The 15,000-nt window shown below is 56.0% G+C and carries 16 protein-coding genes and 1 other RNA gene; 10 read left to right on the top strand and 7 right to left on the bottom strand.

From position 1 onward, the window contains the following. Window positions 1-151: 151 nt before the first annotated feature. Window positions 152-3,904 carry a hypothetical protein gene (locus E8F11_RS10530; protein ID WP_280288784.1) on the top strand — a complete coding sequence of 1,251 codons (3,753 nt, stop codon included), beginning with the start codon at window positions 152-154 and terminating at the stop codon, window positions 3,902-3,904. A 312-nt stretch (window positions 3,905-4,216) separates the two neighbouring features. Here the strand turns inward: E8F11_RS10530 and E8F11_RS10525 are convergent, their stop codons facing one another. Continuing rightward, entirely contained in the window at window positions 4,217-5,131 is a 915-nt protein-coding gene (locus E8F11_RS10525) for a site-specific integrase (protein WP_280288783.1), read from the bottom strand. After that, window positions 5,128-5,511: a hypothetical protein gene (locus E8F11_RS10520; protein WP_280288782.1), complete on the bottom strand. Its 384-nt coding sequence runs from the start codon at window positions 5,509-5,511 to the stop codon at window positions 5,128-5,130. Before E8F11_RS10520 ends, E8F11_RS10525 begins: the two co-directional genes overlap by 4 nt. 953 nt (window positions 5,512-6,464) lie before the next feature. On the opposite strand from E8F11_RS10520, the gene E8F11_RS10515 reads away from it, so the two are divergent. From E8F11_RS10515 to E8F11_RS10475, 9 genes are all read left to right on the top strand, one after another. Next, window positions 6,465-6,656 carry a hypothetical protein gene (locus E8F11_RS10515; RefSeq protein WP_280288781.1) on the top strand — a complete coding sequence of 64 codons (192 nt, stop codon included), beginning with the start codon at window positions 6,465-6,467 and terminating at the stop codon, window positions 6,654-6,656. After that, the gene (locus E8F11_RS10510; protein WP_280288780.1) at window positions 6,646-8,526 is read left to right on the top strand and encodes a hypothetical protein; all 1,881 of its coding nucleotides are present in this window, start codon (window positions 6,646-6,648) and stop codon (window positions 8,524-8,526) included. The genes E8F11_RS10515 and E8F11_RS10510 overlap by 11 nt, the downstream gene beginning before the upstream one ends. Continuing rightward, entirely contained in the window at window positions 8,526-8,756 is a 231-nt protein-coding gene (locus tag E8F11_RS10505; RefSeq protein WP_280288779.1) for a hypothetical protein, read from the top strand. The genes E8F11_RS10510 and E8F11_RS10505 overlap by 1 nt, the downstream gene beginning before the upstream one ends. 218 nt (window positions 8,757-8,974) lie before the next feature. Beyond that, window positions 8,975-9,349: a hypothetical protein gene (locus E8F11_RS10500; RefSeq protein ID WP_280288778.1), complete on the top strand. Its 375-nt coding sequence runs from the start codon at window positions 8,975-8,977 to the stop codon at window positions 9,347-9,349. 53 nt (window positions 9,350-9,402) lie between these two features. After that, window positions 9,403-9,723, top strand: a complete 321-nt coding sequence (locus E8F11_RS10495) for a hypothetical protein (RefSeq protein WP_280288777.1) — start codon at window positions 9,403-9,405, stop codon at window positions 9,721-9,723. 51 nt (window positions 9,724-9,774) lie between these two features. Next, the gene (locus tag E8F11_RS10490; RefSeq protein WP_280288776.1) at window positions 9,775-10,056 is read left to right on the top strand and encodes a hypothetical protein; all 282 of its coding nucleotides are present in this window, start codon (window positions 9,775-9,777) and stop codon (window positions 10,054-10,056) included. Continuing rightward, window positions 10,056-10,301 (top strand): hypothetical protein, encoded by a 246-nt coding sequence (locus E8F11_RS10485; protein ID WP_280288775.1) that lies wholly within the window; start codon window positions 10,056-10,058, stop codon window positions 10,299-10,301. Before E8F11_RS10490 ends, E8F11_RS10485 begins: the two co-directional genes overlap by 1 nt. After that, window positions 10,285-10,683: a hypothetical protein gene (locus E8F11_RS10480; protein WP_280288774.1), complete on the top strand. Its 399-nt coding sequence runs from the start codon at window positions 10,285-10,287 to the stop codon at window positions 10,681-10,683. The genes E8F11_RS10485 and E8F11_RS10480 overlap by 17 nt, the downstream gene beginning before the upstream one ends. Window positions 10,684-10,740: 57 nt before the next feature. Beyond that, entirely contained in the window at window positions 10,741-11,292 is a 552-nt protein-coding gene (locus tag E8F11_RS10475) for a hypothetical protein (protein ID WP_280288773.1), read from the top strand. Window positions 11,293-11,705: 413 nt separating this feature from the next. Here the strand turns inward: E8F11_RS10475 and E8F11_RS10470 are convergent, their stop codons facing one another. The 5 genes from E8F11_RS10470 to ssrA form a co-directional block, all read right to left on the bottom strand. Next, on the bottom strand, window positions 11,706-12,008 hold the full coding sequence (locus E8F11_RS10470) for a hypothetical protein (protein WP_280288772.1): 303 nt from the start codon (window positions 12,006-12,008) through the stop codon (window positions 11,706-11,708). Between the two features lie 208 nt (window positions 12,009-12,216). Further along, the gene (locus E8F11_RS10465; RefSeq protein ID WP_280288771.1) at window positions 12,217-12,810 is read right to left on the bottom strand and encodes a helix-turn-helix domain-containing protein; all 594 of its coding nucleotides are present in this window, start codon (window positions 12,808-12,810) and stop codon (window positions 12,217-12,219) included. A gap of 1 nt (window position 12,811) precedes the next feature. Then, the gene (locus E8F11_RS10460) at window positions 12,812-13,027 is read right to left on the bottom strand and encodes an AlpA family phage regulatory protein (protein WP_280288770.1); all 216 of its coding nucleotides are present in this window, start codon (window positions 13,025-13,027) and stop codon (window positions 12,812-12,814) included. A gap of 111 nt (window positions 13,028-13,138) precedes the next feature. Further along, window positions 13,139-14,377 carry a tyrosine-type recombinase/integrase gene (locus E8F11_RS10455; RefSeq protein ID WP_280288769.1) on the bottom strand — a complete coding sequence of 413 codons (1,239 nt, stop codon included), beginning with the start codon at window positions 14,375-14,377 and terminating at the stop codon, window positions 13,139-13,141. A 176-nt stretch (window positions 14,378-14,553) separates the two neighbouring features. Next, window positions 14,554-14,928, bottom strand: a transfer-messenger RNA (tmRNA) gene (gene ssrA, locus E8F11_RS10450). Window positions 14,929-15,000: the final 72 nt, after the last annotated feature.

The following is a 15,000-nucleotide window of genomic DNA, read 5'->3' as shown; positions in this document are numbered from 1 at the left end:
GATTTCACTGTCCCGAAAAATCCGCAAAGCACGCGGGCCCGGCGCTCGCTCAGTTGTGGACAGGGTTGCGGCGAATGTTTAATTTCGCCCCACAATGGTGGTTTAGCAACGCGGCAAGATTTCGCCATCCATAACCTAAACAAGGATAACCATGGCCAAACCCTTCAAAGTTGAGTCAGCTGACATAAATAAACTGAGTGATATTCAGTTGACTCAGCTGCTTAAAGAGCTTTTGCACTCTGAAGCTTTTCACTTTGGCATTGCCCAAAGAGCTGTAGAGGTTTCGCTTAATATAATTACAGGCGATGGCGGTGAGGATGGTCGTATTTCGTGGGAGAAAGGGCCAGCGTCGACAGACTATATTCCAAATCGGCTAACTCTGTTCCAGAACAAAGCTACCGATATGGGGCCGGCTGCGTATGGGAAGGAAATATTAACTGACAAGGGTTTGATCAAGCCGATAGTTGAACAGGTCTTGGATGAGGGCGGGAGTTATGTTGTTTTCACCACCCAAGAGCTTAATACAAAGCAGAAGAAAGAGCGCATAAAAAAGATACGAGAGTCGCTTGCCGCAAAAGGTAAGTCCTATGCGGAAACTTGTGATTTGCAAATATATGATTCGAGCCAAATTGCGGGCTGGGTGAACAAGTATATTTCAGCCATTGTCGCCGTTCAGCATTGGGGCGGGCGACCAGTTGAACGTGGATTAAAGACGTATGCTCTTTGGAGTGAGCATGAGGACCTTTCACGTTTACCATTCGCTGCTGTGGCTAGTCGCAGTGGGGTAGTTGAACAGCTGAAAAAAGGCCTAATTACGCCGAAAGCTTGCTTTCGGGTAGTTGGTCTGTCGGGTTTAGGGAAAACGAGAACAGCATTTCAGGTTTTCAGTGAAGATGAGGTCACTAGAAATCTAGTTGTTTATGTTGATGCCAATCATGCACCTAACATAGATGCCCTTGTGGCTGACTGGGTCTCTTTAGACTATCAGGCAATAATTGTTGTTGATAATTGTGAGTATAGGCTGCATGAGCGCTTGATTAAAGAGGTGCGTCGCGAGAATAGTAAAATAAGTTTGCTTACGCTTGACTATAATTTTGATTCTATCTCGGCTCCGACAGTTTGTTTTAAGTTAGAACAAATGACCGACGGTGAGCTTCTTCAGTTGTTAAGTCCAGTTTATAGTAGTGCTTTGCCAGACTTGGATAGAATAGTTGGTTTTGCACAGGGCTTCCCTCAAATGGCCGTTCTATTGGCGGAAGCTAGATTGAATGAAGACCCAAGAATTGGCTTCCTTACCGAAGATGAACTCGCAAGAAAGCTTCTTTGGGGGCGTAACGAAGTAGAGAATCCGGAGCATCTGAAAATCCTACAAGCATGCTCCTTGTTTGATGTGTTTGGCATTGAAAAAGAGGCAGAGTGCCAGCTTAGCTATATTTCTGAAGTGGCCGGAGTACATGTTGATGATGTCTTCTCCTGCATCCAAGAGTATTCAAGTCGAGGGCTGATTGATCGGCGAGGAAGGTTTGGGCAGGTTGTTCCTAAACCCTTAGCTATCCGCTTGGCCGGGCAGTGGTGGACAAAAACACGAGAAAACAAGCAGAGGGAATTAGTAGACTCAATTCCGAGCGGGATGATTGAGGGTTTTTGTAGTCAAGTCGAAAAAATGGATTTTCATAGCGACGTAAAACTGCTGACCGAGAAACTTTGCGGACCCCAAGCCCCTTTTGGCCTAGCGGAAGTGATCCTATCGGAACGGGGTTCTAGACTCTTTCGCTCCTTCGTTAATGTGAACCCCGATGCCACTGCTGCCGCAATATTCCGAACCTTGGCTTCCTTGAGTCATGATCAGTTACTTTCTATAGAAGGTGATACTCGGCGGAATTTGGTTTGGGGGTTAGAGAAGCTTTGCTTTCACGCTGATTTATTTATGGAGTCTTCTTGGTGCATGTTGCTATTGGCTTCGGCCGAAAATGAATCATGGAGCAACAACGCAACAGGCATGTTTTCCCAGCTTTTCCGGATCAACCTTTCCGGTACTGCCGCGGAGCCAGAGGCTCGCTTTTCCTTGCTCCGGCAAGCGATGGACATTAATCAAACCGCAGTTGACATGGTTCTGCTCAGCGCGTTAGAGCAAGCTATAAACACTTATGGCGGTAGTCGAACTGTCGGTGCGGAGTTTCAAGGAACAAAAGCGCCGCTTGAAGAGTGGCGGCCAGAAGTCTGGCAGGAGGTTTTCGATTATTGGCAAGCTGCCGTAGATCTCTACATTGTTATGCTGGATCGCGGCGAAAGACAGAAGGAAAAAGTTCTTAATGATGTTGGTGGGTCAATTCGCGGCTTTGTAAGCCGAGGGCGAATTGATATGTTGGATTTCGCTATAAGACGTATCGTTGAGAGTAATGGTCGCTATTGGCCGTCTGCTCTGGAAAGTATCAAGAATATTTTCGAGTATGACAGCGAAGGTCTCGGAAAGACTGCCGTTTCTGCACTCAATTCGTGGTTGGCGCTCCTAAGTCCTGAAGGAGCGGATTTAGCTGAAAAGCTAAGGATTGTAGTTGTTAATCCACCTTGGGAACATCGCAAGATGGAGAGCGGTTCCTATGTTGATAGCGCTGCGGAGAATGCAAGGAGTCTAGCTTTAGAAATCGCCAAAGATGTTGGGTTGTTGTTGCCGAACATTAAGTTGCTGCTCGTTGGTGATCAGCGGCAGTCATATTCTTTTGGGCGTCAGCTCATTCTGGAGTTGACGGACGAGGGAGTTCTTCTTGATCGGGTTCTAGAGGAGCTTTCTGGGATTGGTCAGGCGAATATTAGCTTCGTTCTTGGGTTGTACCGAGGCTTATATGAGAAGTCCCCGGGAATTTGGCAGGATTACATAGACAGAGTCTCGCGTAAGCCTGAATTAATCGGCTATTATCCTTCATTTATTTGCACTGGGCTTATTCAGGTACAGCACCTGAATAAGCTGCTTGATCTCATTGGTGAGGGAACTATTCCGGCTAGCAGCGCAACTGCTCTGAGTTATGGAAGTGTCACGGATGGATTGGCTCCGGAAGTCGTCGCGGATTTCTGCCTCAAGCTATCAGCGCTGGGAAGCAATGCTGCCTGGCCTGCTTTAGATGTAATGTTTATGTACTGCTTTAGCAGTGCTGATCGGATGGAGAATATTCGAAGCGCTGTCAAGGTATTGGTGCTGGCAGTTCCTTTGCATAAAGATCAAAAAGAATCTTCCACAGATTTTCATCATTGGAGGTCGATGATTGAAAAGCTTCTAAGTGAGCCGGATGAAGATTTCTTAATATCGATATCGCGCCAGTTGATTTCTGCTTGTCAGCATGGCTTTAATCATGGCGATCTGTGGCATTACATAAAGCCTTTGCTTTTAAAAATAGCAGGGGAGCATGGTGACCTATTGTGGCCACATTTTGGGGAGGCTATTTCCAAGGCCAAAGGTCTGGAGGTTTACTGGTTGCGGCAATTGCTTAGCAGAGAGAATAGCTTTACCAATCAAATGCCAAGTGTTTTTTCTTCATTTCCCGCTGAGGGAGTTATTTCTTGGTGCGAAGAACATCCGGACTTTGCGCCTAGCTTCGTTGCTTCCTGTGTAAATGTCATGGTGGTTGAGGATGACACTCAGTTTCCGTCAAGGCTGTTCATTTCATTGCTTGAGAACTTTGGCGATGACAAGCGTGTAGCAAGCGCTTTGGCTGCAAACATGAATAGTAGGGGGTGGTCCGGCTCGCTGGTTCCTTACTTGGAGCGTGATAAGGCCGCGCTGACTCCTCTTTTGAAACACAAGAACGGAAAGGTTAGTAGATGGGCATATGGCTATATTGACTATATTGACAGTCAAATAGCCCGAGAGTCCAGTTTAGATGCCGAGCGTGATCTTGGGATTTTCTAATGTTTTAGATGGGCAAAGCACGCCACTTTAGATGTAAGTTGGGTACTCAACCATTTGGGCCAAATGAAGGTGTCTTCCTTTTTATAAAGCCACTTCTAGGTCGTCGGCCCGCCCCGCCGTTGCTGGTATGGACGGTAACGGCGGGGGTCGCTCTTGCTTTTGTCCTGGCGTCTGGTCCGCCGTCCGGGCTGCGCGAGGCCGTAAAACTTCGCGCATAGCCAGTCATACCAGCGTTTCCCGCTTTTGCGCCTCGGCGGTGGTATGGATACCTTTTGCTTCAAATGTGTGAGAGGAAATGTCCGCAATCGTCCCTCATCGCAGATACACCTCTGTGATTTCGGGGCGGAAATGTCCGAGCTCCTGTGACACGATTCGTAGAGCTCGTTCGGGATCACCAACGAGGAGCTGCACTTCGTAATGTCGCTGCTGAGAATAGCTGTGGCGTACGCCGTGCAAACCTGTCGAGTAGCCAAGGGCGGCTGTGCTGGCCCCGCTGAATGCCTGGCTGAGTGCCTGTCCTCCACCGATCGCGTAGCGTTGCTGATAGAGGACGCCACGGTCGCGGATGGTGCGTGGTTCATCAAGGCGCTGCGTTTCTAAGCGCGTAACCAAATGGTTTGGGATGGAAACCTCTCGCGTCAGCCCGCCTTTGCCGGTAACAACGTACTTGGTGTGATCGTTGTCGCGGCCGGCAAACTTTGCTGCATCGGCCGGTCGTGCATCAGGCCTCACCTCATCGAGTCTGGCCAAGGTGAATAGTTCGTGTGCACGAAGGCCAGCTGCATGGGAGATTTCGAGCCCTAAGGCGTTGTGCGGCGCCATCCGCCCCTTAATTAGGTGCACCTGTTCAGGGGTATATGCCCGTGCTTGCAGTACCTGCTGCCTTTCGGCCTGAATGACTGGCAAGCGCTGGTCAGCAGCCAGTTTTCCGACGTGTCGCAGCAATACCTGAACCGCCTGCCGGTCACGGTCGAGGGTCTTCTGTCCGACCTGTTTTGCGCGCTCTGCCAGGAAGCGCTCAGCGCGCGATACAGATGCTTGCGGGAGCGCACCACATCGGTTGTCGCGCATCCATTCGCCAAATCGAGTTAGCCCCTCTTGATAGGTTCGAGACGTACCGATCGAATCGATCAGCCTTCCTTTGAACATCTCGATGCAGGCGCGTTTAGCCTGAGTCGCGGGCTTGGCGAATGTGTGTTCTTTACTGCCTGGTTTGCTTTTGCTCATCGCGTATCCAGCTCCCTGCGGATTGTGCGAATCGAGGTGTGGACACCTCGGCGCTTCAGGTCATCGAGAATTTCGCCGAGCGAGGCGTTTCGCTCCCGCAGGTGGTGGATAAGACCTCGCCACTCAGCGAGTTTTCTGCGGTAGGCGCGAGCGGGTTTTCTTAGCCGATCGAGCGCCTGATAGTGGTCAAATTCGGCATCTGGCTCGACATCTAGCAGGCGCCGAGTGTCGTGCCCTTTGAGCCAGCGGGACAGACTTGGTTGGCTGATGGAAAGGGTTTTCTGGTCCTGCAGGTACAGCATCAGCATGTGCTGCGTGTAGCCTTGCCGCACCCGTCGCAGGATTTCCGGGGCGTGCGGGTCGAGAATCGAGTTGGCCATGTTGTGCTTTGTAAGATGGAACACGACCTATCTATCTATAGACACAGGCGGTGAGCTTCAACCGATTCGGGAGCTAAAACCGCGTGGCGCTATAAGCGCAGGTCCGTCGAACACGTGACGACGTGTCCTTGCCTACTCCGTCCTTTCGGACCAGCGAGACTTTCTGCCGAGGCAGCGTGCTAGGCACCTTTTGCTGTTTGCTCATTGGTGTTGCGCCATTGGATTGCTGAGCAGGCAGATCCTCAGGAACTGGGGATTTAACGACATCCAGCAACGTCGAGCCGGGGCTAACCGCAGCTCCAGGAGGCTATTCCTGGAGTGCGTTCGCCCGGCTCAGTTCCGAGATTGGGAACCGAGCCGGGCACGAGGTGCAGTCCGCGAATTTACGTCTGCACCTCGCCCTCCGATGCCCTGCCGCGAATGGCGCGGAGCAGGGCATTGGGTGAGCGCTCTTGGTAGGGAGACGCTCAGTGGGATGAGCTCATCCTAGCGTCCTGCCCGGGGCGGTCAATGTGGCGCCTGAAATATACGCGGAGGGCTGGGACGGCACGCTATGTCTGGGGCTGAGCGTAGCGAGAGTCCCTGACATAGCGTGCCGTCAGGCACGAGCGGCGCGTAGAGCGCCGCCAGCCGAGCCAGCTCGGCTGGTCGTTGTGGAGGGGGGCCGCGTTAGCGGGGAACCTGCGCAGCAGGGTTCCCGGCGTAGCCGCAGCAGCGCAACGCGCTGCCTTGCAAAGGTGAGGTTGGCGAGGCCATTTGGGGTGATCCCACCTAGGTTGCTTGGCCTGTTACCGCTTACGGTCTGAGAGGGGAGGCGTTTTTGCCCCACGATTGAGGGTCGACACACCTAACGTCCTCGTATGCTCCCCGGATAAGCCAACGCGGAGGGGTACGTTATGGAGACGGTGATTCGGAGGGGCGCCCATTGGATGAGGAGAATTGGGTTGGGGATCATGGCTGCGCAGTTTGCCCTGGCCCTGATCTGGCTGGTCAGTCCCAGGATCGTGATGTGGGTGATGGTGGACCAACGGGCGATCTGGTTGGCGGTGAGCTGGATCGGCATCCTTTGTGTGGTGGGTTGGCTGTTGCTGCGGGCCCGCCTGCTGGTTGGGGACGTGATTCGGAGAGCCCGCCATGGACGCTGAGGGGTTGGCTGGATTCGACTGGATATTCGCCCATTGGTCAAACCTGGTCGTCTCGACCCTGATCGGTATCGCTCCAGTGACTGAGGCAATTGGCTCTGCGAGCCGTGCCCTGGTCACCCCAGCGATGTTCCTGGCAGTCACATTGCTGCTCCTCGCCCTCCTGCGCGGGCAGTTTGCTGCCCTGGGCGAAAGGGCAGCGGTGGCTCTGATCGTAATGTGGGGGCTACAACCGACCACCCTGCAGTTTCCAGGGCGAGCGTCCATTGAGGTGCTGAGGATCCAGGCCGTGCTGGCCCAAGCGGGGGGCGTCCTCCAGGGCGTCTACAGCAGCGCGCTTTCCAAGGCGTTAGCCGAAAATAGTGCGGGTGGGAGGATTATCCCTACCCAGGCCGCGTTGGATGATGCGGTTGAGCGCGCTGTGTCCGCTTTCGGGGACAGTGACCTGGGCGCGTTGATTCGTGATTACAACCAACGCTGTGGCCCTCGCCCAGGTGAGGTCAACCACGCGGATGTTCGTGCCTGGCAATCGATCGGCCTGTTGGGGGGTGGGGGGCTGGGTGTCCCCGACGACACGATCAGCAACATGAACCAGTTGCGGGAGCTGGCTGGTGGGGCAGTGGATCTACTGGCCTCGGTCGTCGGCATCGATAGCAACCTGGGCGATATCGGGCAGGCGTTCAACCTGTCGTCGCTGAACTGGAACAGGGAAAAGGGGTTGCAGGCGCTGGGCAGCCAGAAAGTGCCGGATGCGTTCAACCAGGAGCAGCGGCGTTATCAGCTACCCGGGCAGGGTTATTGGGAGGGGCTATTCAGTGGGCAGAACCAGCAGAGGGTTGATTACCTGCGGGTATCCGAAGCCCCCGTGGAGGCGCGCCACGGACCTAACGTGCTCGTGCGTGAGCACGAGGATCCATACATGGACCGGCAGTTCGTACCGACCAACTGTATGGAGGCATTCCACATCGCCCAGTACGGCGGAGAGCAGGCCTATCGCGCTCTAGAAAAATTGGGCAAGGAGAAGGCACCCGCCACCCTAGATGCAACCAGTGGCACAGTCGGAACGGTTGTGGCCTGGTCCAGGCTGATGGGGCGCCTGGGGGATGGTGAGCAGGGGAGCAGCGCCACGGGAGCAGCGATAGGCGCGGCAACTGGGGCGTTCCAGGTCCTGAAGAACTACAAGCAATGGCTCGATCTGCAGGTTCTGATGCCGATGGCCCTCACGCTGGCCGGTGCCGGATTTGCGATCACATTGGTCCTGGCTCCGGTGTTTGTCCTGGTGGCAATTGTCGCCGGGATGCGGGTTATCACCGTCCTCGTGTCGACCTTGGCCTTCTGCACTTTCTTCACCATTTTTTGTCAGGCACTGGCTGTAGGGGCTTCGTTGCTCTACGCCTCGGTGGTGTTTGGGCAGAGCGCAGCGGCCTCTGGTTGGACAGGTGACGGCGCCGAGTGGGAGATGTTGCGGGTCGGCCTGTCAGCGGTTTGTGGAATGCTCCTGGTCGGGGCTGTCTGGTTTTCCAGCAGGCTGACCGGAACCACGATCGGGGGCCTCACGGCTGCTGCCAGAAACTCCATCGGTACTCCGACGGAGGCTGCCAAAATGGCGGCGGCAACGGTCGCCATGGCAGCCGGTATAAGCAGGATTGCACGCGCGGTGAGGGGCCCTGATAAGTCCTCTGAGACGACCTCTGAGCTGAGCCGCCAGGCCGTTCAGAAGAGGATCAGCCAGGAGGCGAGCAGGAGCTTTCCAGTGAAGGATTCAGTCCCGCCTACTGGAGGGGATGGCTCCACGCGCACGGGGCAGGAGCGTGCCGGGCGCACCATTAACCTTAATCCGCCACGGCCTCAACCGCCCAAAGGAGAGGACTGATGAGGATCCTGCCTGTTAACTGGTCCGAGGCTCTCGTTTTTGATCGGCCAGTGGCTGAGGTCATGGCCACTGTGGCGCGACTAGCAGGTACCGATCTGGAGGAGGTCCGCACAGCGGTGATGACGGCGATTGCGATCGGCAATCGGCCCGACCTTGAACTGGCGTTTCCGGATCTGGCCGGCGCCAATCCCAGTCATGGGAATTGCCCATTCATGACAAGGCCCCAATAACGGGGCCTTGTCATTTCTCCTGCTTGTGCAGGGGAATCCATAAGCATGTGTTATAGGGTGCCAGCCCCAAGGCATCCGACATCACCTATAACACCAGCCGCCTCTGCGTGCGGCCCCTTGCCCCGTTGATGCTACCACAACGCGTAAGCGGTAACGAAAGACGTGGATTCGAGATTGGTATAGTTGCTGACTAACCCCGATCGAGAAGCCCGGACCCGATGAAACAGAAGCTACGCCAACGGTCTGCAGTCGCAATTCGCCAGGAGCTGTATCGGCAGCGGAAGGAGGCGGAGGGGTATCGGCGGAAAACGCTGTGGCTGCATCAGGACAGTGAGCAGCAGGGGTTTAAATGTGGTCAGGCTGGTGGGGCCATGCTCCCCGTACCAGAAGGACTCGATCAGCTCAGCTATTGCGCGGGCTGGTTTCGTGGTGCCGGAGAGCGTGAGATGCCGGTGTTCTGCTCGTCCTGTCGGGAGCAGCTGGGAACCGGGGCCGCGCGCGACTACTACGATCTGCTCACCGGGCAGCCGTATGAACTGATCTGCGACGAGTGCGAGGCATTGATCGCTGGGGAGAAGAACGAACGGTTGTGACACACCCCAGCCTGTAAAACGATGCCCACCTCCCTATCCTCAGGAGGTGACCCATGTCTCGCACGATTCGAATCCTCGGCTTATCACTGTCGCCGCGCGGCTTCTGCGTGGTGGCGGCTTCCAGTTTCGTTTTTGCCTTAACGGCTGGCGGCGCCTGGTTCCCCGTGGCCAATGCCTGCAGCACCCTGCTCGATATCCTGCTTAGTGCCCAAGGGGTGTCGGTCGGGTTGCTGATTGGCGCAGCGCTGTTCCTTTATGCCGGCGTGCTCAACTGGCGTCCGGTCTGGACGCGTGTCGTTGTGTTCTTCAACGCGGCTGTCCTGGGGAGCTACCTCGGCAACCAGGTGCTGCCGTTGTTGCTTGGGGGGTTGTGACACCTCCGAATGGGGCTGAGCGTACAGGCTCACCATGACAGGAGAGTCTCTATGTACACTCACCCAAACACCATTTCCAGCGACCTGGTGCGCGACCTCGATGAGCAGCTGACACGCCTCGGTGCAGTGGCCCATGTCTCAGTAGATCGTGCCGAGTTGGTCCTGGTTGCTATCCGCACCGATTTTGCTGCCCCCATTCCACTGGAACATCTCCCCATCGGTTCGTTTGTCGAGGCCGAGTTGATCGCGGCCCGGCTCAACGTACTGCAGGGAGTTGATGACCGGGAGCGCATTGCGATCTTGCAGCGCATGGCCCGCACCGGAGGTCACTGATGCGGCTGCTCAAATGTTGGGCGGCCCGACGGGCCGCTCACCTGGCGAGGAATGCTGAGTTGGTTGCCGGTCTCCAGCCAGCCAAAGCGGCTGTGCAGGCAGCACTGAGGGAGCTCGATGTTGAGGTGACTCCACTCGGAATGGTGCTGCGCCTGTGGTGGCTGGCACGTTGTATTAATCGCTGCGGCCACCACTCCCGGAAGATGCGCGAACTTCAGGAGGTCGCCAATGCTCTTCGAAATTGATGGAGACCTCCGTTACTTGCAGGAGGACGACGCGCCGGATGTTGAACTCCGAAGCTGGGAACTGACGCTCAACCCCTTCGAGCGCAAGCTCGCCGCCAACTTGCGGGCCGGCTTGGCGCTCGATCTCGATCTCCCAGCACTGAACCGGCTACTGGGTAGCGCCGCCTTGCTCCTGGACCGGACGGTTACCGTCGACCTGGTGTTGGTCTCTGGCGGCGTCAGGCTACGGGTCGTCGAGGTCTCAGATGCACTGTTGCCAATGTGGGCCGATTGCAGCGGCAATCTGACCTACGCCCTGAACTGGTTCCGGAAGAACGGCGAACACGAGTTGAGACTGTCTGTGTGTGCGGACAGCTTTTTCTGGATTCACCGGCGCCGATGATGACTATTTGCCTCAGTATCGAGGCGCTTCATGACCACCTGACACGACAAGGACGCTATGAAAAATCGTATTTCGGTACTAGCTGTTTCTACATTGGCGATCGCTGGGTGCGACAACTACAAGGGTGAGTTTGAACAGGCCATCGCTCAAGATCTAGAGGCGAACGGCAGCTTATGCCTCGGCATAAAGACGTGGCCAGTCGACGTAACCATCCTGGAAATCAAATCGAAATCGCTGCGGGCGATCACCTTTGCCAATCTGCAAAGCGCCGGTTTGGTCAACGGCGAAGACGCAGCAATTAAAACACCGGGTTGGAAAATGCCGATCGCACGATACACCCCCAGCGAAAAGCTCAAGCCCTTCATGGTCGGTCCGGACATCTGCTGGGGGAAAAAGGTGTTGGCCGAGGTCGTCAAATGGGACGGACCCATGAGCAACGGCGACTACAAGGAAGCAACGGTCACTTTTAACTATGGCGTGATCACGGCGCCGTGGCTGCCGGAATCAAACCTTCCCCTCTACTACCCGGAGATGCTCCAGGCTAGCGCAGGCACTCAGACAGCCCAGGTCACCCTGAAACTGACCAGTGTCGGTTGGGAGGCCAAGTAGCTGGGGAAGGAGAGGGCAGCTCCGGCTGCCCTTGCTTTCGGTTACAGCTAGGCATCTTCTCTACTCAGGCCCTCGCTGCATCCAACCTAGGTTTGCTAAGAAAACACCGCCCGCTCATGGCAGTTTTCCTTCTTGGTCTGAATTCCGACCTGCATAGTTTTTGCAGCCTACTGCTCGACCAAAAGCGCACGGATCCCCACTCCCTCGCAATCGCGCCCCACCGCCCATAGCGAGGCGAACACCCGCAGCGGCAGTCACAAGGCGCCGAGGCGCGCGGCCAGGTCCTAGCGGCGCACCTGCAGCCATTCGGCGCTGGCGACATCGAGGGCGGCCTGCACTAGCAGGCCGTAGCCACCCCGCATGGGCGGTGGTTCAGGCTTGTTGGTCATGGTTTCAGCACTAGGCAGCGAAGGTCACGCGGGATCAGGGCGGTACGCTTGGGCCTGCTCGTTCAGAAAGTCACGACGCGCTTGACCCATATCGAACCGATAGACTTCCAAGGCGAGATAGTCGAACTGGGCTAGGTCGCCATAGGTCAGGGCTGCGAAGAGAAAGGCGCCGGCGCGCGCGTTGGCTAGGTCAAAGGTGGGGTGGTAATCGGCCTGTTCCATGCGGCGCAGGGCGTCGGCCAGATGCCCGCCGACCTTGAGCGGACGAATCAGTGCGGCCAGATCGGGCGGCAGGGTGGCGAGGTAGGCGGCGGTCTTGGCGTCCATGGCTGCAATCTGCTCGGCTAGGGTGGGCAAGGAATACTGAGGGGGGAAGCTGGAGTCCAAATCTATTTTTATTTTCTTGTTCTTATTACGTAGGTCACATGTGACCAGGGGGGGCTTGTATGTCCGGTCACCGGCGACCAGTCAGCCTACCCCCGCGTGACCGTGGTCAGGGCGGACCACGGTCATGGGCGACCACGCTGTGGATATCTCAGGGCTCATCCTGGTCCCAATCGCTCTGTATGCGATTTAGGTGCTTTTGCAGTTTGGAAAATCTCGGGTTTTTTACGACGTGGTCCAGCACCTGGAGATCGCCGCTGTCCTGGATAACGGCGATGTTCACGGTATGAGCACTAATACTGAGATTATGTTCGATGCTAATAGTTGTCAGGCCGTCCAGCGGGCGCCCTGAGGCTAGCATGGCCTTCATTTCGCTTATTCTTTGATCGACGCTAGCCGGGATGAACTTGAAGCGCGCACGTCCTAGGTTTTCATCGCCGTCGCGGAGCGTAAATTGCTCTATTAGGTGCAGCTCCGACGTTCTGCCGGGGCGCTGGATACTCTGTAGATACCCCATTTCAACGAGTTCTCCCAGCGCTCGTCGCGCAGACTTCTCCGACATTCCTCCATCCCTAGCCAGTTGGCTGGCGCTGCATTTGATGCATCCAGTTTGAGCGTGTGCACGGGATTTCAGTGAGACGTAGACCTTCACTGCATTCCCAGACATTGCTGCAAGATCACCGCTGTCGATGACGCAGCGGAAAATCTTTGTCCACCAGAAGTCAGTCGAGTTACTGCCCTTCATTTCATAAAGCCCCCTGCATCGCGCGATGTTGCTCCTGCCAGGCTGCAATCTCCGTTGCTAGGAAACGTACTCGTGCACCGCGTGCGGGGCCGCTCTTGATCGGCTTCGGAAAGGTTGGATCGGCCTTCATCAATTTGTAGAGTCCGCTGCGGCTGAGGCCTTCGAGAGCGCAGATTTCCTTAATGGACAGTTTTTGAAGCGGTGCGTTGGCATGCATCTGGGGTGTGCTCCTTTGGCTCAAAGGAGTTCTATTCTGAGAGCACAGAAATTATTTGCATCCGCTTGGGGGGGTAAAACTGAACACCTCGCTTGAGGGACAAACAAGGGATCAGGCGCGCTTGATTTGCACCACGTTGCCAGTTGCTAATTTGTCCAAGTGGTTGGCATACCACCGCATCATTTCTCGGCGCTGCGCGAGGTAAATGCTCTTGTCATAGACGCCCCGCACGCCTTCCTTAACGTGGGAGAGCTGGGCTTCTACGTGTTGGGAATCGAAGCCATTTTCGTTAAGTATGGTGCTTGCTAAGTGGCGGAACCCATGGCCGGTCTGGCGGCCTTCGTAGCCGAGACGGCGGAGGGCCATCAGGAACACAGTGTTACTTCGCGGTTTGGTGGTATCGCTGCGGCCAGGGAACAGTAGCGAGAAATCGCCGGTGATGTTGTGCAGCTCGCGCAGCAACTCGACAGCTTGGCAGGGGAGAGGAATCAGATGCTCTCGGCGGCGCTTCATACGCTCGGCGGGAATTAACCAGAGGCCAGCATCCAGGTCGAGCTCTGCCCAGCGAGCCTCGCGCAACTCGGAGGGACGGCAGGCGAGCATCGCCAGCAGCTGTAAGCCGATTCGTACGTCAGTCGCATGGGGGTATGCGCGAATGGCTCGTAGCAGAGCAGGTAGCTCTTCAAGTGATACATGGGCGAAATTTTCGACCGGCTTGGTCAGCAGAAACTTGTGGAGACCTTCGAGCGGGTTGTGGGTGGCGCGACCAGTGACCCGAGCAAGGTCGTATATCTCGCGACACATGCCACGTACGCGGCTGGTTTGCTCGACGATGCCGGTCTGCTCCATGCCCCTTAGGAAATCCATCCACTCCATCGGGAGGATTCCGGTATAGGGCCGCTTGCCAAACACTGGGAACACATGTTTCTCAAGCGCACCGATGGTGCGAACCGCTGTTCCCTCAGTCCATGTCTTGCGCTTGGTTCCGTACCACTCGCGAGCCAGATGCTCGAAGGTGTTATTGGCCGCTTCGAGCTCCGCAGCTTTCCTTGCGCGTTTGGTGGCCAAAATGTTGCCGTCTTTCGCAGTGCTGTCGCGTAGCTCACGAGCTTTGCGTCGTGCTTGCTCCCCGGTGAGCTGGTGGTCGCCCGTGCCGTAGCCGCCCAGCCCTAGCCATGACCATTTGCCGTCGGCCTTCTTATAGCGCAGTTGCCATGACTTCGAGCCGTCTGGTTTCACGCGGAAGTACAGGCCATCGCCATCCAGTTCCCTGTATTCCTGGGTCTCCGCCTCTAAGCTGGCGAGGACCGTATCAGCCAAAGGACGACGCTTGATCTCGCTGCGCTTCATGCTTGTATCCCTTCAGTTCACTTTATCGGTGAGGATACACGCAGGGATACACGATGGACAACGATAGGGGGGGACGTGTGGGAACATGCGGAAACAAGAAAGCCCGCACGAGGCGGGCTTTGCAGGGTGTTTCGAGTGCACATGGGAACATGTGGGATCATCTCGAAACATGGGTTTGGTGGAGCCGGGGGGATTTGAACCCCCGTCCGCCAGCTCTCCGCTTTCGGGACTACATGCTTAGCCAAGTCTACTGAGTTAGCTCTTTGCGGCCCGACTGGCAGGGTGCTCAGAGCGAGCTGTATGAGTTTTAGCCGTTACGTCTACAGCGAACTTGGCGGCGATCCTGTTCTATCTGACAGTCATTTCGGGTTTACAGGCATCCCCTTATGACTGCTGGCAGCCGAAGCCGCCAGAAGGGTTAGGCCGCGAGGGCCGCCCCGTAGTTGTCGTCGTTGGCAACTAATAGTTTGCAGCAGCTGATTTACGAGGTCTGCTACCAGCTCGGCATGCCCCTAGAGTTTTGTTACCGGCGTCGAATCCTAATCGGCCCCAAGAACTGCAGGGTGTACAACGGGGTCTAGTCTACGGCATAAGACGGGGCAGCGTCGACCTCGCTTTTGACC

The organism is Pseudomonas sp. BN417, assembly GCF_029871205.1.
Classification (GTDB): domain Bacteria; phylum Pseudomonadota; class Gammaproteobacteria; order Pseudomonadales; family Pseudomonadaceae; genus Metapseudomonas.
This window is presented reverse-complemented; position numbering and strand designations above follow the sequence as displayed.

Excerpts from the sequence above, each read along its gene's own strand:
- E8F11_RS10470 (WP_280288772.1), bottom strand. The coding sequence starts at position 12,008 with ATGGACGCCAAGACCGCCGCCTACCTCGCCACCCTGCCGCCCGATCTG.
- E8F11_RS10455 (WP_280288769.1), bottom strand. The coding sequence starts at position 14,377 with ATGAAGCGCAGCGAGATCAAGCGTCGTCCTTTGGCTGATACGGTCCTC.
- E8F11_RS10505 (WP_280288779.1), top strand. The coding sequence starts at position 8,526 with ATGAGGATCCTGCCTGTTAACTGGTCCGAGGCTCTCGTTTTTGATCGG.
- E8F11_RS10460 (WP_280288770.1), bottom strand. The coding sequence starts at position 13,027 with ATGCATGCCAACGCACCGCTTCAAAAACTGTCCATTAAGGAAATCTGC.
- E8F11_RS10490 (WP_280288776.1), top strand. The coding sequence starts at position 9,775 with ATGTACACTCACCCAAACACCATTTCCAGCGACCTGGTGCGCGACCTC.
- E8F11_RS10495 (WP_280288777.1), top strand. The coding sequence starts at position 9,403 with ATGTCTCGCACGATTCGAATCCTCGGCTTATCACTGTCGCCGCGCGGC.
- E8F11_RS10530 (WP_280288784.1), top strand. The coding sequence starts at position 152 with ATGGCCAAACCCTTCAAAGTTGAGTCAGCTGACATAAATAAACTGAGT.
- E8F11_RS10510 (WP_280288780.1), top strand. The coding sequence starts at position 6,646 with ATGGACGCTGAGGGGTTGGCTGGATTCGACTGGATATTCGCCCATTGG.
- E8F11_RS10525 (WP_280288783.1), bottom strand. The coding sequence starts at position 5,131 with ATGAGCAAAAGCAAACCAGGCAGTAAAGAACACACATTCGCCAAGCCC.
- E8F11_RS10465 (WP_280288771.1), bottom strand. The coding sequence starts at position 12,810 with ATGAAGGGCAGTAACTCGACTGACTTCTGGTGGACAAAGATTTTCCGC.
- E8F11_RS10475 (WP_280288773.1), top strand. The coding sequence starts at position 10,741 with ATGAAAAATCGTATTTCGGTACTAGCTGTTTCTACATTGGCGATCGCT.
- E8F11_RS10480 (WP_280288774.1), top strand. The coding sequence starts at position 10,285 with ATGCTCTTCGAAATTGATGGAGACCTCCGTTACTTGCAGGAGGACGAC.
- E8F11_RS10515 (WP_280288781.1), top strand. The coding sequence starts at position 6,465 with ATGGCTGCGCAGTTTGCCCTGGCCCTGATCTGGCTGGTCAGTCCCAGG.
- E8F11_RS10485 (WP_280288775.1), top strand. The coding sequence starts at position 10,056 with ATGCGGCTGCTCAAATGTTGGGCGGCCCGACGGGCCGCTCACCTGGCG.
- E8F11_RS10520 (WP_280288782.1), bottom strand. The coding sequence starts at position 5,511 with ATGGCCAACTCGATTCTCGACCCGCACGCCCCGGAAATCCTGCGACGG.
- E8F11_RS10500 (WP_280288778.1), top strand. The coding sequence starts at position 8,975 with ATGAAACAGAAGCTACGCCAACGGTCTGCAGTCGCAATTCGCCAGGAG.